Origin of the sequence: Pseudomonas sp. P7758, from assembly GCF_013386485.1 — a bacterium.
In the GTDB taxonomy this organism is placed as follows: Bacteria; Pseudomonadota; Gammaproteobacteria; order Pseudomonadales; family Pseudomonadaceae; genus Aquipseudomonas.
The window spans coordinates 1-24,623 of sequence record NZ_JACARS010000041.1; the positions used below are offsets into that span (position 1 = coordinate 1).

General features: G+C 65.4%; 2 protein-coding genes. Both read right to left on the bottom strand.

The window, feature by feature from the left end; genetic code table 11:
• Positions 1-137: 137 nt before the first annotated feature.
• Entirely contained in the window at positions 138-11,555 is an 11,418-nt protein-coding gene (locus tag HX873_RS09675) for a non-ribosomal peptide synthetase (RefSeq protein ID WP_177122616.1), read from the bottom strand.
• Positions 11,552-24,475, bottom strand: a complete 12,924-nt coding sequence (locus HX873_RS09680) for a non-ribosomal peptide synthetase (protein WP_177122617.1) — start codon at positions 24,473-24,475, stop codon at positions 11,552-11,554. Before HX873_RS09680 ends, HX873_RS09675 begins: the two co-directional genes overlap by 4 nt.
• Between the last annotated feature and the right edge of the window lie 148 nt (positions 24,476-24,623).

Below are 24,623 nucleotides of genomic sequence, written 5' to 3' on the forward strand. Positions count from 1 at the left end.
CGGGCATGCCGAGCCTGGGCGAGGCACCGAGTGGTGGGGCAAAGACCTTTTGGTTACTTTTGGGGCGTTTGCCAAAAGTGACCCGCTGTAAGAGCGGAACCCTAAGTGGCCGTTACCGCAGCAACGGATATGTACACTCACGAAACCCGCTCCCCAACCACAACCCCATCCCGCCACCAAGCCGCCAAACTAAAGACGTTCGGCGCCTTGAGCAGCGAAAAATGATTCCCCGGCCCATACCAAACCTCCAACACCCCCACGCACCCGCGCCACCCCTCAACCATCAACCCCTGCTCCCGCTGATTACCCGCCGCATCGAGGGTCGGATCCTCCGCCAACACCAACCGCACCACCCCCTCATACCGCCGACCAGGCCGATAAACCATGCGCAACGCCGACGCATACGTGCGCGCCGGCCCATACATGGCATCCACCGAAGACCGCGCCGGCAACAACCCAACCCCCACCATCCCCTCATGCAACAACCGCCGCTGCTCCACTTCATCGCGCCCGGCAAAATCCACCGCATCAATCCCAAGCGACTTACCCGAAGCCACCTGCATCGACTCCACCAACCGCAACAACGCCGCCGTCGTGGTATAGGGCCGGCCCACCACCCCATTGCCCCCGGGCGCCTCGCTGTCGATCAACGTCAACGACGCCACCTCACGCCCCTGAGCCTGCAACCGCGTGGCCATCTCGAACACCACCCAACCGCCAAACGAATGCCCCACCAAATGCACTGGCCCCGAAGGACATTCCTGCTCCAGGGCCTGCAAATAACAGCGCGCCGCTGCCTCAACCTGGCTATGGGGCACCACCTCCCCATCCAGCCCACGGGGCTGCAAGCCAAAGATCGGCCAGTCCCGTCCCAACGCCTCGGTCAACCCTACAAACCCCGTCACGCTATCCCCCGCCCCCGGCACACAGAAGATCGGTGCCTGCCCGGCGCGACCACTCTGGATCCGCAACAACGGCTGATGCACCGCCACCGCCGGCGCCTCACTCAACGCCAGGGCCTCAACCATCGCCTGCCCCAGCGCCTGGATATGCGGTGCCTGCATCATGCTCTGGTGATCCCCCGGCACCTCAATGCGGCGCAATTGCCCCACGGCCAGTGCCTCATCCCATCCCAAATCCAGGCTGCGCCGCGAGAGTTCCGTCGGCCGCTCGGCGGCGCTGAACAAGTGCACCGCCAGCGGCATCGGGAACAGGCTGTAATGCGCCAACGCATGCCCATGCCCGACTTCCCGCTGGATAAAACTCAACAGGTCCGCGTCCGAAGCCGCCGCCATCTGCGCGTACAACAAATGCCGATCGCGGCAGCGTTGCAGCAAACCCGCAAAGTCCAGCTGTCCAATGTCCGCTTCCAGTTGCTCAAGGCTCGCCAACTCATCCACACCTCCCTGTGCCTTCCAATACGCCGTGCACTGCAACAGCAAATGCCGCTTGAGGGCATCCGGCCCGCTCCAGCGCGCCTTGCCCTGGTCGGTCATGCGCGGCACGTAGCTGTCGATCAACCCGAGGAATGCCACCGGTTCGTCCAGCCCCTGCAGTTGCATCGCCACTTCATAGGCCAACACCCCGCCGAACGACCAACCCGCCAGCCGATACGGCCCATGGGGCTGCACCGAGCGGATGATCCCCACCAGCCGCGCCGCCAGGCCTTCCATGGTCTGCAACTGCACCTCGCCAAGGGGTGCACCGGGCAGGCCATAGATCGGGTAGTCCCCCGGCAGGTGCCGACCCAGCGCCGGGAAATACACGTCCATGCCGCTGAACTCATGCACCAGGAACAACGGCGGCTGGCTGCCGCTGGCGCGTACGGTGATCAGCGAGCTGTTGTCCTCCCGCGCCGTGCGCTGACCGAGCATCGAGGCAACCGAGGCCACGCTGGCGTGCTGGAACAGCTCGGCCAACGACACCTCAAGCCCCGCCTCTTCCATCAGGTTGACCAGCCGGATCGCCAGCAACGAATGGCCACCCAGTTCAAAAAAACTGTCATGCCGACCGACCTGCTCCAGCCGCAACACCTCGGCCCAGAGGCGTGCCAGGGTCTGTTCCAGCTCGTTCGCCGGCGCCTCGAACACAAGGCTCGCCGATGCCTCCAGCGCGGGCACCGGCAAAGCCTTGCGGTCGACCTTGCCGTTGGCTGTCAGGGGCATTTTTTCCAGCGGTACATAGGCCGATGGCACCATGTAGTCCGGCAGGTGCTGCAGCAGATGACTGCGCAACCCTTCGATGGCCAGCGGCTCGCCGGTGTAGTACGCCACCAGGCGCTTGTCCCCCGGCGCATCTTCTCGTGCCAGCACCACCACATCCTTGATGCCGCTGCAGGTGGCCAGGCGTGCTTCGATCTCGCCCAACTCGATGCGGAAGCCGCGGATCTTCACCTGGTCGTCATTACGCCCGATGCACTCCAGCAGTCCGTCCGCCGACCAGCGCCCAAGGTCGCCGGTGCGGTACAACAAGCCATCGCCAAACGGATCATCGACAAACTTCTCGGCCGTCAGCTCCGGCCGGTTCAGGTACCCCTTGGCCAAGCCATGCCCGCCAATGCAGATTTCCCCGACCACGCCCAGCGGCACCGGCTGCAAGTGCGCATCCAGCAGGTGGATTTGCGTGTTGGCAATCGGCCTGCCGATCGGCACGCTTTCGGCATCGGCGGCGATGGCCTGCACTTCATGCGTGGTGGCGTAAGTGGTGGTTTCCGTCGGGCCGTAGCAATGCACCAGCCGCAGTGCCGGCGCCTGGGCCAGCAGGCTGCGGAACGCCGCCGGGTCGGCCCGTTCACCGCCGCACAACAGGATGCGCAGCCCGGCCAACGCGTCGGGAATCAATTGCACGTACTGGTTGAACAGCGCAGTGGTGACGAACAGGATCGTCGCCCCGCCCGCCTTCAGTGCCCGGCCAAACGCGCCGGGGTCGAGCAAGGTCGCATGGTCGATCACCAGCACCTGGCCACCGTTGAGCAAGGGGCCCCACACGTCCATGGTGCTCGCGTCGAACGCCGGGTTGGAAGCGAACGCCACGCGGTCATGGGCGTTGAAATCGGCGTAACCGTTATTGATCACCAGCCGCGTGATGCCCCGGTGCGGTACCAGCACACCCTTGGGGGTGCCGGTGGAACCGGAGGTGTACATGATGTACGCCACGCGCTCCGAGGACTGCGACAGGTCCGGGTTGTGGCTCGGTTGCGGGTCCAGCGCCAGGGTGTCGAGGTCGATACGTCGGGCCGGGTAAGCGACAGGCTCGCTGCTGTGGGTCAACAGCCACACCGCGCCACTGTCCTGCACCATAAAGGCCTGGCGCTCGGCCGGGGCGTTGATGTCCAGCGGCACGTAGGCCGCCGCGCATTTGAGGATTGCCAGTTGGCTGAGCAACAGGTCAATCGAGCGCGGCAACAGGATCGCCACATGGTCGCCGGGCTGCACGCCCAGGTTGCGCAGGTGGTGCGCCAACTGGTTGGCTCGGGTGTTCAGCGCGCCGTAACTCAGGGTGTGTTCGCCATGCACCACTGCGATAGCACCCGGGCGTGCCTGGGCCTGGGCTTCGAACAAACGCTGCACCGTATGTTCGTGAGGGAATTCGCGCTGGGTGGCGTTGAATTCCATCCGCAGTTTTTCACGCTCCGCCGCCGGCAGAATCGACAGTTGGCTGATTGAGCCCCCTGCATTCTGTTCCAGGGCCTGCACCAGTTGCTCCAGGGCAACATGCAGGTACTCGCAGAGGCGTGGCGCGCCCTGCCCCATGGCGTCAAAGCCAAACCCGTCGCCCAGGTCATCGACACTCAGGGACAGCGCAAAGTTGGTACGTTCCTCGGCCTTGAGCACCTGCATGCCCTGCCACGCCTCGGCTACGCCGCCAGCGTGCGGGGCGCTGTGGCGATAGTTGAACAGCACGCTGAACAGCGGCGTATTGGCCGGCAGCCCGCTGCAACGCTGGGCCAGGGCCAGTGGCGCATGTTCGTGACTGAGCAACCGGGTCAGGCTTGCGTGGGTGGCCATCAGCGCTGCGTGCACCGTGCGCTCACCCAGGTCGACCCGCAGCGGCAAGGTGTTGATGAACACGCCCAAGGCACGTTCGGCGCCTTCGCCGCCTTGCAGCCGGCCCAGCAATACGGTGCCGAACACCACCTGCTCGCGGCCGGAAACCTTGCCCAGCACCTGCGCCCAGGCCAGGTGCATCAGGCTCGCAGCACTCACCCCAAGCTGCCGTGCCAGGGTGCGCAGGCGCCCGTTCAACAGCGGGTCGACGCGCAAATGTGCCTGTTGCGCTTCACCCGGTGCACTCAATGCCAGCGTCGGCTCATCGACCTCCCCGAGCATCTCGCGGAAGAACGCTTCGTGCTCTTCCTCACGCATGCCCAACCGCGTCTGCGCCACATAATTGCGATACGGCACCGCCGCACCCAATTGCTCGCGCCGGCCGAGCAAGCACGCCTGCATCTCGTGCTGCAGCACCTCCAGCGCAACGTGGTCCATCACCAGATGATGGAACAGCAACAACGCAACCACCCGCTGGTTGGCCGGGTCCTCGGCGTACACCAGGCGCATCAGCGGTGCCTGTCCCAGGTCCAGGCGGTGCTGATGGAAGCGCGCCTGCAAGTGCTCCAGCACATCGCCCGTCGCCTGAATCGCCTCGACCTGCAACGACGCCCGGCGCCACACTACTTGCACCGGTTCTTCCAGCCCGTCCCAGTGCATCGACGAGCGCAGGATATCCTGCCGCTCGATCACCGCCTGCAACGCCTGGGCAAACGCTTCAAGGCGCTCGACGCTGGCGAAGGCAAACTGCGCCTGCAACAGGTACGCGTCACCCTGTTGCACTGCGCGGTGGTGATACAGGATCCCGGCCTGCAACGGCGCCAGCGGGTAAATGTCCTGAACGTTGGCCGCGCCACCGGGAATGGTCGCGACAAGGCGGTCGATGGCGGGTTGCTTCAGGTTCACCAGCGTCAGCATGTCCGGGGTGATCCGCGTGCAATCCGCGGCGATCCCATTGGCTGGCACCACCACTTCGCGACCACCACCCACGGCAGCCGCCAAGGCTGCAAGGGTGGGTTGACCAAACAACACTTTCACATCCGCCGACAACCCGACCCGACGCATGCGGCCGATCAGGCTGGCGGCCAGCAGCGAATGGCCGCCCAGCTCGAAGAAATGGTCGTGCCGACCCACACGCTCCACCTTGAGCAAATCAGCCCAGAGGCCGGCCAGGGTGATTTCGGTTTCCCCCACAGGCGCGACGTACTCCCGGGCGCTCACCGATTCCAGGCCCGGCGCCGGCAGTGCCTTGCGGTCGAGCTTGCCATTGGGGCTCAGGGGCAAGGCGTCCAGGTGCATGAAGGTGGCCGGTACCATGTAGTCCGGCAGGTGTTCCAGCAAATGGCTGCGCAAAGCGTCGATTTGCGCCGGCACGCCGGTGTAGTAAGCCACCAGCCGTGAATCGCGGGCGACCACGGCGGCTTCGTTGATCTGCGGGAATTGCAGCAGTCGCGCCTGGATCTCCCCCAGTTCGATGCGCAAGCCACGGATTTTCACCTGGTCGTCATTGCGGCCCAAATACTCGATGGTGCCGTCCGGCAGGTAGCGCCCGACGTCGCCAGTGCGATACATCCGGCCGGCGCTGAACGGGTCCTTGAGGAAGCGCTCGGCGGTCAGCTCAGGACGGTGCAGGTAACCCCGCGCCACTTGCACGCCACCGATGAACAGCTCGCCCACCACACCCAACGGAACAGGCTGCAACTGCCCGTCCAGCAGGTACATGCGGGTGTTGGCAATCGGCTTGCCGATGGGGGTGTTGTCCGGCGTGACGGGCCCGGCACAATCCCACGCCGTCACGTCCACCGCCGCCTCGGTCGGGCCATAAAGGTTGTACAAACCGATGCCCGGCAACTGCTGTTTGAAGCGGCACACCAGGCTGCCGGGCAACGCTTCACCACTGCACATCACCCGCACCAGCCCGGCGCTCTGGCTGACGTCGCCGTGGGCCAGGAACACATCGAGCATAGACGGCACAAAGTGCAGCGTGGTGATCTGCTCCGCCTCGATCACCTCACACAGGTAGGCCGGGTCTTTATGCCCGCCAGGACGCGCCATCACCAACCGCGCGCCGGTGAACAGCGGCCAGAAGAACTCCCACACCGAGACGTCGAAGCTGAACGGGGTTTTCTGCAACACCCTGTCCTGGGCAGTCAGCCCGTACTCGTCCTGCATCCACAGCAGGCGGTTGACCACGCCCGCGTGCTCGTTGATCACGCCCTTCGGTTGGCCGGTAGAACCCGAGGTGTAGATCACGTAGGCCTGATGCTGCGAGGTCAGCCCGTCCACTCGTGGGTTGGACGTTGGTTGGTGCTGCCAGGTGTTCCGGTCCAGGTCCACCTCCGGCACCGTGACGTCGCCCAGCAACGAACGGGTTTCGCCCTGCACCAGCACGGCGGCCGGTGCGCTGTCCTTGAGCATGTAGGCGATACGTTCCAGCGGATACGCCGGGTCCAGCGGCACATAACCGCCGCCCGCCTTGAGGATTGCGAACAGGCCAATGACCATCTCCAGGCCGCGCTCGACGCAAATCGCCACCCGCGAATCCGGCTGTACACCCCGCTCCCGCAGATGGTGCGCCAACTGATTGGCCCGTTCGTTCAGCTCGCGGTAGCTCAGGCACTCCGAGCCTGCCTTCACCGCAAGCGCATCCGGCGTTCTCGCCACCTGGGCTTCGAACATACCGTGCAGCGTCTGGTCGAGGTTGTAATCCACTGTGGTGTTATTGAAGTCGAACAGCAGATGCTGGCGCTCCTGATCGTCCAGCAAGTCAGCCTGCTCCAGCACCGCCTGATCGTTATCCACCATGGCCTGTAGCACGCGGGTGAAATAGCCGACATAGCGTTGCATGGTCGACTCGTCGAACAACGCGATGGCGTATTCCAGGGTGCCGCGAATTTCGCCCCGGGTCTCGCCGAGGTTCAGGGACAGGTCGAACTTGGCAAAGTGACTGTCCTCCACGATTCCTTCAAGGCTCAGGTCGCCCAGAGCCAGCACCGGCGCGTCACTGTCCTGCCAGGTCAACATCGTCTGGAACAGCGGGCTATGGGCCAGGCTGCGCAATGGCCGGGTGATTTCCACCACCTGCTCAAACGGCAGATCCTGATGAGCCTGGGCGTCCAGCGCCAGCCCCTTGACCCGCGCCAGCAGCGCCTCGGCGCTCAGCTCGCCCGAGGTATCAATGCGCACTGCCAGGGTGTTGACGAACAACCCGATCAGGCCTTCCACCTCGGCCCGCTGGCGGTTGGCGACCGGCGAGCCGATCACCACTTCCTCCTGCCCGGCCAAACGCGCGAGCAACGATGCCCACGCCGTCATCATCACCATGTACAGCGTGGTGCCGTGGCGCTGGCTGAGGGCCTTGAGCCCGGCGCTCAGGCGCTCATCCAGGTGCACCTCGACGCTGCTGCCGGCGTAGTCCTGCTGGGCCGGGCGTGGGCGGTCGGTCGGCAACATCAGCAACGCCGGCGCACCGGCCAGGGTGTGTTGCCAGTAGCTGCTCTGGCGATGCAGCACTTCGCCGCTCAGCCACAGGCGCTGCCATACGGCAAAGTCGCTGTACTGGATCGGCAACGGCGGCAGTGGGTCAGCCTCACCGTGGCTGAACGCCTGGTACAGCGCCATCAGTTCGCGGGTCAGCACGCCCATGGACCAGCCATCGGACACGATGTGGTGGATAGTCAGCAGCAACACGTGGTGATCGTCGGCCATGATCACCAGGCGCCCGCGCAACAGCGGGCCGCGCTGCAAATCAAAAGGCGCCGAGGCTTCGCCCTGGATCAACGCGTCGAGCACCTGCTGTGCTTCGGGGTGGCGGCGCAGGTCCTGGACTTGCAGGGGCATCACTTCTTCAGGCGGCACGATCAGCACCTGGGCGTCGTCATCCTGCTGGGCAAACCGGCTGCGCAAGGTCTCATGCCGCGCGACGATCCGTGCCAGGGCCCGTTGCAGCGCGTCGACGTGCAACTGCCCGCGCAGGCGCAGGCCGATGGGAATGTTGTAGGCGGTGTTGGCGCCCTCCATCAACGCCAGGAACCACAGGCGTTGCTGGGCAAACGACAACGGCAACTCCGTGTCCCGCGCCGCCGGCAGGATATCCGGCAAGGTGCTGCGCCCGGCCTGGGCCACTACCTGCGCCACCGCCGCCAGTTCGGCATTGGCGAACAGTTCGCCCAGTGCCAGGTCGACCCCCAGTTGCTGGCGAACCTGGGACACCATGCGCATGGCCAGCAACGAATGGCCGCCCAACTCAAAGAAATGATCCTGGCGCCCCACGCGCTGCACCTGCAGCACGTCCGCCCAGATCTGCGCCAGCACGGTTTCGATGTCGCCGTGGGGCGCCTCGTATTCGCGGGTGAAGACGGCGGCCAGATCCGGCTTTGGCAGCGCCTTGCGGTCCAGTTTGCCGTTTGCGGTCAGGGGCAACGTATCGAGTTTTACGTAGGCCACCGGGACCATGTAGTCCGGCAGGTGCGCCACCAGATGCGCGCGAATATCGCCCACATCGAGGGGATCGAGCTGCGGGTTTTCGGTGAAGTAAGCCACCAGCCGGGGCTGGCCGGGCTGGTCTTCACGGGCCAGCACCACCACTTCCTGAATGCAAGGCAGCTGGTTGAGGCGGGTTTCGATTTCCCCCAGTTCGATGCGCACACCGCGGATTTTCACCTGGTCGTCGTTGCGGCCCAGGTACTCGATATTCCCGTCCGGCAACCAGCGCGCGAGGTCGCCGGTGCGGTACATGCGGCCCGAATTGAATGGGTCATTCAGGAAACGTTCGGCGGTCATTTCCGGGCGATTGAGATAACCCCGCGCCACGCCCTTGCCGCCCACATACAGTTCACCGGCAACCCCCAAGGGCACCGGGCGCTGCTGTTCGTCCAGCAGGTAAACCGTGGCGTTGGAAATGGGCTTGCCGATGTGCAACGGCTGCCCGGGCTCGATCCGCCCGGAGGTCGCCACCACCGTGGCTTCGGTGGGGCCGTAGTTGTTGATCACCTCGAAACGCTGGGCCCGGGTGAACTGGCGCAGGCGGTCGCCGCCAATCAGCAAGGTGCGCAGGGTCGGGTGTTCGATGTTCTGGCTGAACGCATATTCGGCCACCGGCGTGGGCAGGAAACATACGTCCAGCGGTTGCGCGCGCCACCAGTCCAGCAGCGCGTCGATATCTTCGGCGCCGTCGTGGGCCGGCGGCAGGTGCAAGGTGGCCCCCACGCACAGTGCCGGCCAGACTTCCCAGGCCATCGCGTCAAAGCCAAACCCGGCCACGCTCGCGGTGTGACGGCCTGCGCACAGGTCAAACGCGGTGCAGTGCCAGTCCACCAGGTTGGCCACGGTGTGATGTTCCACCATCACGCCCTTGGGCAGGCCGGTGGAGCCGGAGGTGTAGATCACGTAGGCCAGGTTGGCGGGCGTGACGGCCACCTGCGGGTTGCTCGCCGAATGGTGGTGCCAGGTAAAACGGTCCAGGTTGATCACCGGCACATCGAGCGCGGGCAGGCGCTCCAGCAATGCATGTTGGGTCAGTACCGCGACCGGGGCGCTGTCGCCGAGCAGGTAGCTCAGGCGCTCGGCCGGGTGCGACGGGTCCACCGGTACATAGCAGGCGCCGGACTTGAGGATCGCCAGCAACCCGGCCAGGGTGTCCAGCCCGCGCCGGGCAACGATGGCCACGCGATCGTCGGGTTTTACCCCCAGCGCCAGCAGGTGATGGGCCAGCAGGTTGGCTTGTTGATTCAACTCGGCATAGGTCAGCTGGCGGCCTTGATACACCGCGGCCACCGCGTCCGGGGTCAGCAGGGTCTGGGCCTCGATACGCCCATGCAGGGTGGTGCCTTGGGGGAAGTCGATGGCTGTCGCGTTGAACTGCTCCAGCAGATGCCGCTGCTCCGCCTCGGGCAGCACCGACAAGCGATTCAAGGGTGTTTCGGGTGCCTGTTCCAGCGCCTGTACCAAATTCTCCAGGGCAGTTTGCAGATAAGCGCACACCCGCTGCGGATCAACCTGGGCGCAGGCCAACAGGCTCAGGCTGAAGCCTTCGCCCAGGTCGTCGACGCTCAGGGTCAACGGGTAGTTGGTGCGTTCCTCGGAGCGCAACGCTTGAATACCCTGCCAGGCCGAGACCGCTTCGGCGCTCGCGCCGCCTGCGCTATGGCGGTAGTTGAGCAACGCGCTGAACAGCGGCGTCGGCGCCACTACACCGCTGCAACGCTGGGCCAGGGCCAGCGCCGCGTGTTCGTGACGCAGCAAGGTGGTCAGCCGGGCATGGGTCGCCTTGACCCCGGTGCGCACGTCTTCGGCGCCAACATCCACCCGCAATGGCAAGGTGTTGATAAAGATCCCCAGGGCACGGTCGGTGTCGTGGCTGCCCTGCATGCGGCCCATCAGCACCGTGCCGAACACCACCTGTTCCTTGCCCGCCAGCACTCCCAGCACCTGGGCCCAGCCCATGTGGAACAGGCTCGCGGCGCTGACGCCCAACTGCCGGGCCTGGGCGCGCAAGCGCCGGCTCAGCTCCGGGGCCAGCGGCAGGCTGATCTCCTGGATGTTGTCGCCGTCGCCCTGCACATCCTGCAGGCCGTAGGGCAAGGTCGGCTCGCTGATGTCGCCGAGCATCTGCCGGAAGAACCCCTCGTGCTCCTGCTCGCTGATGCCCAGGCGCGCCTGGGCGACATAGTTGCGAAACGGCACCGCCTGGCCCAGTTCACCCGCCCTGCCCAGCAGGCAGGCTTGCATCTCGTGGCAGACCACTTCCAGCGCGCTGTGGTCCAGGGCCATGTGGTGGAACAACAGCATCGCCACCACCCGTTGGCCGGCTTCATCCCAGGCCCGCACCAGGCGCAGCAGCGGCGCGCGGGTCACGTCCATGCGGTAGTGGCGGCCATCGAACAGGCGATGCAACTGGGCGGCGATATCGCCGTCTGCCGGGTCCAGTTCAATCGCCTGCACCGGCAGGCGCGCCGTGCGCCAGACCACTTGCGACGGTTCTTCCAGGCCTTCCCAGACCACGCCGGTCCGCAGGATGTCGTGACGGTCGATCACCTGTTGCAAGGCCAGGGCAAAGCCCTCGAAACGCTCAAGGCTGTCGAAGGCAAACAGCGACTGCATGATGTACGGGTCGCCGTGCTCGGCACTCACATGATGGTAGAGGATGCCCTCCTGCAACGGTGCCAGCGGGTAGATGTCCTGCACATTGGCGACGCCACCCTCGACGGTCTCGAGGATACGGTCGATGGACGCCTGGCTGAGGGTCGACAGGCTCAGCATCTGCGGGGTAATCGAGGTAGCGCCCGGTGGAATGCCATTGGCCGGCACCTGCACCTCACCGGCCTTGGTGGCCGAGTACTCCCCGGCCTTGATCAGCTCGATCAGCGCCGGCTTGTGTTCGCGCAGCGAGGCCACCAGTGCCGCGTCGCTCAGGGCCTGCTTGTTGCCTTGCACCGACAACTGATCGCCCTTGAGCGCCAGTTGCACATCCTTGGCCTTGAGTGTCGCCAACAGTTCGATGATGCTCACAGGACGATCTCCATTCGTTCGGTAATTGCGGCGTAGCCGGCCAGGGTCGGCTGTTCGAACAGGCCCCGCACATCGGCTTCCATGCCTTCCTGACGCAAGCGTCCGATCAAGCTGACGGCCAGCAACGAGTGCCCGCCCAGCTCGAAAAAGTTGTCGTGACGCCCTACCCGCTCCACCTTCAGCAGCTCGGCCCACAGCCGCGCCAGGGTGATTTCGGTAGCGCCCACCGGGGCTTCGTACTCGCGCACGATCAGTGATTCCACACCCGGCGTCGGCAAGGCCTTGCGGTCGAGCTTGCCGTTGGGGCTCAGGGGCAGAGCGTCGAGATGGACGAATACCGCGGGCACCATGAAGTCCGGCAAGCGCGCCAGCATGTGCGCCCGCAGTAGCTCGATATCGGCTGGCACGCCGGTGTAGTACGCCACCAGGCGTTCGTCGCGGGCCAACACGGCCGCTTCCTTCACCTGCGGGTACTCGGTCAGCCGCGCCTGGATTTCCCCCAGTTCGATACGCAGGCCACGGATTTTCACCTGGTCGTCATTACGGCCCAGGTACTCGATATTGCCATCCGGCAGGTAGCGCCCGACGTCACCGGTGCGGTACATCCGGCCTGGGTTGAACGGGTCCTTGAGGAAGCGCTCGGCCGTCAGCTCGGGACGGTGCAGGTAGCCGCGAGCCACTTGCACACCGGCGATAAACAGCTCGCCCACCACGCCCAGCGGCACCGGTTGCAACCGGGCATCCAGCAGGTACATGCGGGTGTTGGCAATCGGCTTGCCGATAGGCGTGTTGTCCGGCACCACGGGCCTGGCGCAGTTCCAGGCGGTCACGTCCACTGCGGCTTCCGTCGGGCCATAGAGGTTGTACAAGCCGATGCCGGGCAATTGCTGCTTGAAGCGCCGCACCAGGCTGCCGGGCAAGGCTTCGCCGCTGCACATCACCCGCAGCAGCCCGGCGCCCTGGCTGACATCACCGTGGGCCAGGAACACATCGAGCATCGACGGCACGAAGTGCAAGGTGGTGATCTGTTCTGCCGCGATCACCTCGCACAGGTAAGCCGGCTCCTTGTGCCCGCCGGGGCGTGCCATGACCAGCCGCGCACCGGTGAACAGGGGCCAGAAGAACTCCCACACCGACACATCGAAGCTGAACGGGGTTTTCTGCAGTACCGCATCAGTGGCGTTCAGGCCGTAGGCGTCCTGCATCCACAACAAGCGGTTGACCACACCCGCGTGCTCGTTGATCACGCCCTTGGGTTGGCCGGTGGAGCCGGAGGTGTAGATCACGTAGGCCTGGTGCTGCGCGGTCAACCCGGGAACCTGTGGGTTGGACACCGGCTGGTGCGCCCAGGTGTTCTGGTCAAGATCCACCACCGGCACCGTCACGTCGCCCAGCAACGAACGGGTAGCGCCCTGCACCAGCAGCGCCGCGGGCTGGCTGTCTTGCAGCATGTAGGCGAGGCGATCCAGCGGGTACGCCGGGTCCAGCGGCACATAACCACCACCGGCCTTGAGGATCGCAAACAGACCGATGACCATCTCCAGACCACGCTCGACGCAAATCACCACCCGCGCATCCGGCTGCACGCCCAGTTCCCGCAGGTGGTGCGCCAGTTGGTTGGCGCGCTGGTTCAGCTCGGCATAGGTCAGGCATTGCTCACCCGCCTTCACCGCCAATGCATCCGGCGTGCGCTCGACCTGGGCCTCGAACAGGCCGTGCAGGGTCTGCGCCAGGTCGTAGTCAACCTCGGTGGCATTGAAATCAAACAGCAGTTGCTGACGCTCTGCATCCCCCAGGATCGGCAGGCGGTCAAGGGCCTGGTGCGGCGCGTGCTCCAGGGCCTCCACCAACTGGGTCAACGCCATCTGCATATAACCGCAGACCCGTTGTGCGCCTACCTGGGCCGGGGTCAACGCGGTGAAGTCATAACCATCACCCAGGTCATCGACGTTCAGGGTCAACGGATAGTTGGTGCGCCCGTCATTGGTCAGGGTCTGCATGCCTTCCCAGGCGTGCTGCGCGTCCTGTGAACGGGTGGCGCCGCCCCGGTGGCGATAATTGAGCATCGAGCTGAACAGCGGCAGCGGCGCCGCCACCCCGCTGCAACGCTGGGCCAGGGCCAGGGAAGCATGTTCATGGCCCAGCAGCGCGGTGAGCCGGGCATGGGTGCTGCGCACGCTGTCGCGCACGCCTTGCCCGTCGATATCCAGGCGCAATGGCAGGGTGTTGATGAACACGCCAAGGGCCCGGTCCGCGCCCTCGCCGCCCTGCATCCGGCCGACCAGCACCGTGCCAAACACCACATTCGGCTTGCCCGACGTCACCGCCAACACCTGCGCCCATGCCAGGTGGAACAGGCTCGCGGTGCTCACGCCCAGCAGGCGTGCCTGGGCCCTGAGGCGCCGGCTGACGGCAGCGTCCAGGTGATGCGTGAATTCTTCGATATCCCGACCATCGCCCTGCACATCCTGCAAGCCAAACGGCAGCGTTGGCTCATGGATATCGCCAAGCATCTCGCGGAAGAACCCTTCATGTTCCTGCTCGCTGACACCCAGTCGCGCCTGCGCCACGTAATTGCGATAAGGCATCGGCGCGGCCTGCGGTGCGGGGTGCCCCAGCAGGTAGCCCTGCATTTCCCGCAGCACCACGTCAAACGCGGTGTGATCCAGCACGATGTGGTGATACAGCAGCACCGCCACCACCCGCTGATTGGCCGGGTCGTTGGCGTACATCAGGCGGATCAGCGGCGCCTGGGCGATGTCCAGCCGGTAGCGCCGGGCGTCGAAACGCTGATGCAGGCCGGCCAGCACATCACCGTCCAGATGCAGCGCTTCGACCGTCAATCGAGCCTTGCGCCACACCACTTGCACCGGCTGCGCCAAGCCTTCCCAGACCACACCGGTCCGCAGGATGTCGTGGCGGTCGATCACCTGCTGCAAGGCCTGGGCGAAGCTGTCCAGGCGCGCCTGGGTATCGAATGCCAGGTGCGATTGCAGCAGGTACGGATCGCCCTGCTCCGCCGTGATGTAGTGGTAAAGAATGCCTTCCTGTAACGGTGCCAGCGGGTAAATATCCTGCACATTGGCGGCGCCACCCGGCACGCTGGCGACGATCTGGTCGATCATCGGCTGATCCAGCTCCACCAATGGCAGCATCGAGGGCGTGATGCGCGGGCAATCGGCGGCGATGGCATTCACCGGCACCACCACTTCCCGGCCACTGCCCACTGCCGCTGCCAATGCCGCCAGCGTCGGCTGGCTGAACAGCACCCGCACATCGGCGCTGAGGCCGGCCTGGCGCATGCGCTCGATCAGGCTTACCGCCAGCAAGGAATGGCCGCCCAGCTCGAAGAAGTGGTCATGGCGGCCCACTTGCTCCACCTGCAACACCTCGGCCCAGATCCGCGCCAGGGTGGTCTCGACTTCGCCGCGTGGGGCTTCATATTCCCGGCTGAGCACGGCGGCCTGATCCGGTGCCGGCAGCGCCTTGCGGTCAAGCTTGCCGTTGGCGGTCAACGGCCAGCTGTCGAGTTTGACGTAGACCACCGGCACCATGGCCTCGGGCAGTTGGCTGTGCAGCTCGGCGCGCAGGGTTTCGATAACCAGCGGTTTTTGTTCGGTGAACCAGGCCACCAGGCGGCCGTCGCGCACCAGCACCACGGCTTCCTTGACGCCGTCGACGGCGGCCAGGCGGGTTTCGATTTCTCCCAGCTCGACGCGCACGCCCCGGACTTTTACCTGGTCGTCGTTGCGGCCCAGATATTCAATGTTGCCATCCGGCAGCCAGCGCGCCAGGTCGCCGGTGCGGTACATGCGGCCCGGGTTGAACGGGTCATCGAGGAATCGCTCGGAGGTCAGGTCCGGGCGATTCAGGTAGCCGCGGGCCACGCCGCGGCCGCCTACATACAGCTCACCGGCCACACCCACCGGCACCGGCCGTTGTTGTGCATCCAGCAGGTACACCGTGGCATTGGCCATCGGCTTGCCGATATGCAGCGGCTGGCCGGCGCGCACCCGGCCAGAGGTGGCGACCACCGTGGCTTCGGTGGGGCCGTAGTTGTTGATCACCGCGAAACGTCGCTCATGGCTGAACTGGCGCAGGCGATCACCGCCGATCAACAGGGTGCGCAAGCTTGGGTGCTCAAGGTCCTGGCTGAACGCGTACTCGGCCACCGGGGTGGGCAGGAAGCTCACGTCCAGCGGCTGGGCCAGCCACCAGGCCAGCAGTTCGTCGATGTTTTCATTGCCGACATGGGCCGGTGGCAGGTGCAAGGTCGCCCCCACGCACAATGCCGGCCAGACTTCCCAGGCCATGGCATCGAAACCGAAGCCGGCCACGCTGCTGGTGTGGCTGCCGGCCTGCAGGTCGAAGGCTTCACAGTGCCAATGCACCAGGTTTTCCACGGTGCGGTGTTCCACCATCACGCCTTTGGGCTGGCCGGTGGAGCCGGAGGTGTAGATCACATAGGCGAGGTTCGCCGGGGTCAGGCTGGCGACGTGGGGATTGGTGCCGTCGGGATAGGCGCCATGCAGATCGACGATGGCGATATCACCGAGCACGCCACGGGTGCTCTCTTCGGCCAGGACCGCGACCGGTGCGCTGTCTTGCAGCAGGTAAGCGATGCGCTCGGCCGGATAGGCCGGGTCTACCGGGACGTAGGCCGCGCCCGCCTTGAGAATCGCCAGCAGGCCCGCCAGCATCTGCGGGCCGCGTCGGCAGCAGATCGCCACACGGTCGTCGGGCTGTACGCCCAGCGCCAGCAGGTGATGGGCCAGTTGGTTGGCGCGTTGGTTGAGCTGTTGGTACGTCAGGTGCTGGCCGTCCTGGCTCACGGCAATCGCCTGCGGCAGGCGCAGGGCCTGGGCTTCGAAAGCGCCGTGCAGGGTCTGCCCTTGCGGGTAGTCGCGGGCGGTGGCGTTGAAGCTGCGCAGCAGGTGTTCGCGTTCGCGGGCAGGCAGTACCGGCAACTGATGCAACGGCGTTTGCGGCGCGTGCTCAAGGGCCTCCACCAGTTGCTCCAGCGCACTGTGCATGGAGTCGCACAGGCGCTGCGCGCCGATGGATTCCAGCGCCAGTACCGTCAAGCCGAAGCCCGTACCGAGGTCGTCCACACTCAAGGTCAGCGGGTAATTGCTGCGTTCTTCGCCGCCGAGCAACTGCACGCCTTCCCAGATACCGTGGCCGTCGCGGGCCATTTCGCCCGGGGTGCTATGGCGGTAGTTGAGCAAGGCACTGAACAACGGCATCGAGGTCGGCACGCCGCTGCACCGCTGGGCCAGCGCCAGGGACGCATGTTCATGGCCCAGCAAGGCACTGAGCCGGGCGTGGGTCGCCTTGACGCCGGCACGTACCGCGTCGGCACCCACCTCCACCCGCAGCGGCAAGGTGTTGATGAACATGCCCAATGCCCGGTCGGCACCTTCGCCGGCTTGCATGCGGCCCATCAATACGGTGCCGAATACCACGTCCTGACGGCCCGACACCAGCCCGAGGACCTGGGCCCACGCGAGGTGCATCAGGCTCGCAGCGCTGACCCCCAGTTGCCGCGCCTGTTCACGAACCCGCAGCGCCAGCCCTGCATCGACGGGCAATTCGGCCTCTTCGATATCCCGGCCATCGCCCTGCACATCCTGCACGCCGAAGGGCAGCGTGGGCTCGTCGACATCGGCGAGCATTTCGCGGAAGAACTGCTCGTGTTCCTGGGCGCTGACACCCAGGCGCGCCTGTGCCACGTAGTGACGGAACGGTGCCGCGGCCGGCAAGTCATCGGCCTGGTTGAACAGGAACGCCCGCATTTCCTGGCCGACCACTTCCATGGCGGTGTGGTCCAGTGCCAGGTGATGGAACAGCAGGATCGCCGCGACCCGCTGGTTGGCCGGGTCCTGCGCATACACCATGCGCAGCAGCGGCGCCTGGGTGATATCCAGGCGATAGTGGCGGGCATCAAAACGCGCGTGCAGTTGTTCGATCACATCACCATCGGCCGGGTCCAGCGGGATGTGCTGTACGACCAATTCGGCATGACGCCACACCACTTGCACCGGGCTGTCCAAGCCTTCCCACACCACGCCGGTGCGCAGGATATCGTGGCGCGCCACGACCTTTTGCAGCGCGCCCATGAAGGCCTGCAAACGCTCGACGCTGTCAAACGCCATGCGCGATTGCAGCAGGTAGGGGTCGCCCTGTTCGGCGCTGATGTGGTGGTAGAGGATGCCTTCCTGCAACGGCGCCAGCGGGTAGATATCCTGCACGTTGGCCGCACCGCCGGGCACCGTCGCCACGATGCGGTCGATGGCCGGCTGGTCCAGCTTGACCAGGGTCAGCATCGACGGCGTGATGTGCTCGCAGCCAGGCGCAATGCCGTTGGCCGGCACCACGATTTCCCGGCCACTGCCCACCGCCGCCGCCAGCGCCGCCAGGCTTGGCTGGTTGAACAGCACCCGCACATCGGCGCTCAGGCCCGCCTGGCGCATGCGCTCGATCAGGCTCACCGCCAGCAACGAATGGCCACCGAGTTCAAAGAAGTGGTCAAAGCGCCCTACCCGCTTGACCTTCAGCACGTCCTGCCAGATTTGCGCCAGCAGGGTTTCCACCTCGCCCTCCGGGGCTTCGAAACCACGGCTGAGCAGCGACGCCTGATCCGGCGCAGGCAGGCCCTTGCGGTCCAGCTTGCCATTCGCCGTCAGCGGCAACAGTTCCAGCCAGACATAGGCCGACGGCACCATGTAGTCCGGCAGCCGGCTTTGCAGGTGCGCACGCAACGCTTCAATGCCCAGCGACGCCTGGGCGGTGTAGTAAGCCACCAGGCGCTTGTCGCCTGGCTCATCTTCACGGGCCAGCACCACCGTGTCTTTGACGCCGGAAACGCTGGCGAGGCAGCTTTCGATTTCACCCGGCTCGATACGGAAACCCCGGATTTTCAGTTGATGGTCATTGCGGCCCTGGTACAGCAAGGTGCCGTCCGCCTGCCAGCTCGCCAGGTCGCCGGTGCGGTACAGCAGCCCATCGCCGAACGGGTCGACGATAAATTTCTCTGCGGTCAATTGCGGCTGGTTCAGGTACCCCTTGGCCACACCCGCGCCACCGATGTACAGCTCGCCAACCACGCCCAGCGCCACCGGCTGCTGCCGTGCATCCAGCACGTAGGCACGGCTGTTGCCAATCGGTCGACCAATCGGAATACCGCCCTCACCCACCGACTTGATCTCGAAGGTGGTGGAAAACGTCGTGGCTTCGGTGGGGCCATAGCCATTCAGCAGGTGCTGCGGCGCGCCGTGCTCAAGCACCCGGGCGATCACCTGCGGGTCGAGCACATCGCCGCCGACGATCAAGTAGCGCAGTTGCCGGAACATCGGTATCAACCCGTCGGCGTACTGATGGAACAGCCCGGCGGTCATCCACAACACGCTGACGGATTGCTCCTGCAACAGGGCGCCAAACGCGGCCTGGGACAGCAACGTGGCATGCTCGACCACCACCACGCAGCCGCCGTTGAGCAACGGCGCCCACACATCGAGGGTGCTGGCGTCGAACGCCGGGTTCGAGGCGAAGGCCACCCGGTCGCGGTGATTGAAGTCGGCGTAGCCGTTGTTGATCACCAATCGAGAGACGGCGCGATGGGGCACCTGCACGCCCTTGGGCGCACCGGTTGAGCCGGAGGTGTACATGATGTACGCCACGCTTTCGGCAGACTGGGACAGGTTCGGATTATGGGTCGGCTGATTGTCGAGGTTCAGCCCGTCGAGATCACGCAGCACCTGCCCGGCATGACTGTCCTGCACCATGAACGCCTGGCGTTCGTCCGGTGCATTGATATCCAGCGGCACGTACACCGCCGCGCACTTGAGGATGGCCAGCTGGCTGACCAGCAGGTCGATGGAACGTGGCAGCGCGATGGCCACGCTGTCGCCCGGTTTTACACCCTGGTCGATCAAATAGTGGGCCAGGCGATTGGCCCGCAGGTTGAGTTCGCGGTACGTCAGCGACACGTCGCCGTGCACCACCGCCAGCGCGTCGGGGCTGGTCAGGACGCTGGCTTCGAAGATCCCGTGCACGGTGTGCGTAGCCGGGTAGGCGCGGGCAGTGGCGTTGAAGTCCACCAGCACTTGATGCCGCTCGGCGGGTGGCAGGATCGACACTTGATGCAGCGGTGTGGTCGGCGCCTGTTGCAGTGCCGTGGCCAGGTTGCGCAAGGCGCTGAGCATGTAGTCGCCGACGCGCTGCACATCCACCTCCGCCACGCCTTGCACGGTCAGGGCAAAACCTGCGCCGAGGTCGTCGACGTTCAGCACCAGCGGGTAGTTGCTGCGCTCCTCGGAACTGAGGATTTCGATCCCGGCGTCGGCGAACGGGCTGGCGCCCGGCGCTTCACCCGGCGCGCTGTGGCGGTAGTTGAGCAAGGTGCTGAACAACGGCAGCGCACCGGACACGCCACTGCATCGCTGGGCCAGGGACAAGGACGCATGTTCATGCCCCAGCAACTGTGCCAGCCGCGCATGGGTGGCGCGCACGCCAGCCTGCACGCCCACCGCGCCGACACTGACCCGCAACGGCAAGGTATTGATGAACATTCCCAGCGCCCGGTCGGCGCCCTCGCCGCCGTGCAGCCGGCCCAGCAGCACGGTGCCGAAGACCACGTCGTCCTGGCCCGAGACCTGGCCGAGGACCTGGGCCCACGCCAGGTGCACCAGGCTTGCGACACTCACCCCCAGTTGCCGGGCCTGCTCGCGAAGGCCCAGGCTGAGGGCCGGTTCCAATGCCACGTGTGCTTCGCGCACACCGCTGCCGTCGCGGTTCACGTCCTGCAAGCCGAAGGCCAGGGTCGACTCGTCGATGTCGCCGAGCATTTCGCTGAAGAACGCCTCATGCTGCGCAGCGCTCACACCGAGGCGCGCCTGGGCCACGTAGTTGCGGTACTGCACGGCGTCGGGCAGCAAGCCGGTTTCGCCTGCAAGGCTCGCGCTCATTTCCTCCACCAGCACCTGCAACGCGGTGTGGTCCAGCAGGATGTGGTGCAGCAGCAGGATGCCGACGTAACGGCCCTGATCCTCGGCGTAGGCAAACCGCATCAGCGAGGCGCGGGACAGGTCGAGGCGGTAGTGGCGTGGGTCGAAGCGTTCCTGCAGTTGCGCCAATACGGCGCTGGAAGGATCGGCTTCAACCTGCTCAACCACCAGCAGCGCCTGGCGCAAGACCACCTGCACCGGCTCGTCCAGGCCTTCCCAGACAATCCCGGTACGCAGGATATCGTTGCGCTCGATCACACTTTGCAGCGCACGGATAAACGCCTCGACCGGCTCATGGCCGCTGAAGCTGAACTGCACCTGCAACACGTAGGGATCGCCTTCGGTGGTTGCCAGGTGGTGGTAGAGGATGCCGGCCTGCAACGGGGCCAGGCCGTAGATGTCCTGTACGTTGGCGATGCCGCCGGGGACACTGGCGATGATATGGTCGATGGCCTGCTGGTCGAGATTCACCAGCGGCAGCATGTCCGGGGTGATGTGCCGCGTCGCTTCGCCGATCAGGTTGGCCGGGACCTGCACTTCATGTTGCCCGCCCACCGCAGCGGCCAGCGCAGCCAGGGTCGGCTGGCCGAACAGCACCCGCACATCGGCGCTCAGCTCGAGCTGGCGCATGCGCTCGATCAGCTTGACCGCCAGCAACGAATGGCCGCCCAGCTCGAAAAAGTTGTCCTGGCGCCCGACCCGGTCGACCTTGAGCAGGTCTTGCCAGAGATTCGCGATCGCGGCTTCCACCGCGCCTTGTGGCGCTTCATAACCACGACGGGCCAGGGCATCGGCGTCCGGTGCCGGCAAGGCCTTGCGGTCGAGCTTGCCGTTGGTGGTAAGCGGGAACGCGTCGAGCAGCACAAAGGCGCTGGGCACCATGTACTCGGCGAGGGACAGCAGCAGGTGGTCACGCAGCTCAGCGGCAGTGGGCGTGTGTTCAGGCTGGGCAATCACGTAGGCCACCAGGCGCTTGTCGCCCGGTTCGTCTTCGCGGGCAATCACCACGGCTTCGCGCACACCTTCGCAGGTGGCCAGGCGTGCTTCGATCTCCCCCAGTTCGATACGGAAACCGCGAATCTTCACCTGGTCGTCGTTGCGCCCCAGGTACTCGACACTGCCGTCGGCCAGCATCCGGCCGAGGTCACCGGTCTTGTACAGGCGCAGGCCGGTTGCGGAATCCGTCAGAAAACGTTCGGCCGTCAGCTCATCGCGGTTGAGATAACCCCGCGCCACGCCGGCACCGCCGACGTACAACTCCCCGACTACGCCGCTCGGCACCGGTTCGCGGCGGGCGTCCAGCACATACAGTTGCAAGTCGGGAATGCGCACGCCAATCGGGCTCACGCCCACCCGCTGTGCATCCGCCGCCTCCAGGGCACGGTAGGTCACGTGCACGGTGGTTTCGGTGATGCCATACATGTTGACCAACCGCGTACCAGCGTTGGTCACCCGGGCGTACCACGGCTTGAGAATCCCCGGTTCCAGGGCTTCACCGCCGAAGATCACCTGGCGCAGCGAGTGCAGTTGCTGGCTGCGGCCCTGTGCCGCGATCAACTGGCGGAACGCGCTCGGCGTCTGGTTGAGAATACTGACGCCGGCTTCGCACAGCAGTGCGTAACACTCGTCCGGCGAGCGGCTGACCAGCTGCGGCACCACCAGCAACTGCCCGCCATGCATCAGCGCGCCCCAGATCTCCCACACCGAGAAGTCGAAGGCAAACGAGTGGAACAGCGCCCAGGTGTCATTGGCGTTGAACTTGAACCAGTGCTCGGTGGCGCTGAACAGTCGCGCGACGTTGCGGTGTTCGATCATCACGCCCTTGGGCAGGCCGGTGGAGCCGGAGGTGTAGATCACATAGGCCAGGCTGGACGCGCTGATTGCAACGTTGGGGTTGACGATGGGCTCGTGCTGCAGGCTGTTGAGGTCGATCGACGTGACGTCGCCCACCAGGTGGCGGGTGTCGTCCTGCACCAGCACCGCCAGCGGCGCGCTGTCTTTCAGGGTGTAGGCGATACGGTCCAGCGGGTAGGCCGGATCGATCGGCACATAACCCGCCCCAGCCTTGAGAATCCCCAGCAGGCCAATGATCATTTCCAGCCCGCGTTCGACACAGATCGCCACCCGGTCGTCGGGGCGGATGCCATGCTTGAGCAGGCAATGCGCAACCTGGTTGGCGCGCTCGTTCAGCTCGCGGTAGCTCAGGTGTTCGTGTTCAAAGCGCAGCGCGATGGCTTCGGGATGGCTGGCGGCATGAGCTTCGACTTGCTGGTGGATCAGGGCTGAATCGGCGTAGTGCTGGGTGCTGGCGTTAAGGCCATGCAGCAGATGCTGGCGTTCGGCGGCAGGCAGGATGCCCAGGTTGTGCAACGGTGCATCTGGCGTTTGTTCCAGGGCCAGCACCAGGTTTTCCAGGGCGGTGTGCAGGTAACCGGCAATGCGCGTCGCGCCGATGGAGGCGTCCACCATCACGGTAAAGGCAAAGCCTTCGCCCAGGTCATCGACGTTGACCGTCAGCGGGTAGTTGGTGCGTTCTTCGGCGCCCAACACCTGGATGCCTTCGGCGATGTCGATCACCGCCTGGGTGTCCGAGGCATCGCTGTGACGGTAATTGAGGATGGCACTGAACAACGGCGTGGGTGCGGCCACACCGCTGCAACGCTGGGCCAGGGCCAGGGAGGCGTGTTCGTGATCGAGCAGTTCGGTCAGGCGCTTGTGGGTGGTGTGCACGGCGGCGCGCACGCCTTGTTCGCCTACATCCACCCGCAGCGGCAGGGTATTGATGAACATGCCCAGGGCCTGGTCGGCACCCTCGCCCGCGCCCATGCGGCCGAGCATCACGCTGCCAAATACCACGGCTTCGCGAGCCGAGACCTTGCCCAGCACCTGGGCCAGCGCCAAGTGCATCACACTGGCGGGACTAACACCCAACGGTCTCGCCTGGGCCCTTAGACGGCGACTTAGATCGCCGTCGACGGCAATGCGGGTTTCGTCGATGCCATGCCCGTCACCCTGCACATCCTGCAGGCCGAACGGCAGGGTTGGCTCGTCGATATCGGCCAGCATCTCGCGGAAGAACGCTTCGTGAGCCTGTTCGCTGACGCCATGGCGGACCTGGGCGATGTAGTTGCGAAACGGCACCGGTGCACTGGCGTGTTCGGTCTGGCCGGCGAGGTGCAGCTGGATCTCCCGGCGCACTACGTCGAGGGCGGTGTGGTCGAGGATGGTGTGGTGGAACAGCAGCATGGCGACCACACGCTGGTTGCGCGGGTCTTCGGCGAACACCAGGCGCAGCAGCGGGGCCTGGCCGAGGTCCATGCGGTAGTTGCGGGCGTCGTAGAGGGCTTGCAGTTGGGTCAGTACATCGCCGTCGAGGCGGGCTTCTTCGCAGGCCAGCGACGCCTTGCGCCAGACGACTTGCAGGGGTTCGTCGAGGCGATCCCAGGCCATCGAGGTGCGCAGGATATCGTGGCGGTCGATGACCCATTGCAAGGCCTGGGCGAAGGTTTCAAGACGGGCGCGGCTGTCGAACACGAACTGCGCGTGCAGCACGTAGGGGTCGCCCTGGTGCGCTGACAGATGGTGGTAGAGCATGCCTTCCTGGAGGGGTGCCAGAGGGTAGATATCCTGCACATTCGCCGCCCCGCCGGGGATCGCGGCGACGATGCGGTCGATGGCGGGTTGGTCGAGGTTGACCAGGGGCAGCATGTCCGGGGTGATGCGATAGGCCGGGCTGAGCCAGTCGCCGCCGTGTTGGGCGACGAGGTCGAGCAGTTGGGGTTTGTGGGCGATCAGTTGGTCCCATAGGGCGTCATCCAGCGCGTCGTCGTCACCCAGGATGATCAGGTCGCCTTCGTCCATTTGCAGGCGGATCGGGTGGGTGGAAAGAGCTGCCAGTAATTTGCTGAACTGCATGGGGTAACCTGCTTTTTTGAGTCGGATACGGTTGAGGAGAAAGTCCGTTTTCAGCTGTCGCGTAAGTGCCTGGGAGGCCCGGTTTAAAGCGCGGGCGCAGTCGTGGGCCGGGAGGCTTCCCGCAGGGTTGGGAAATTAGAGGATTCGG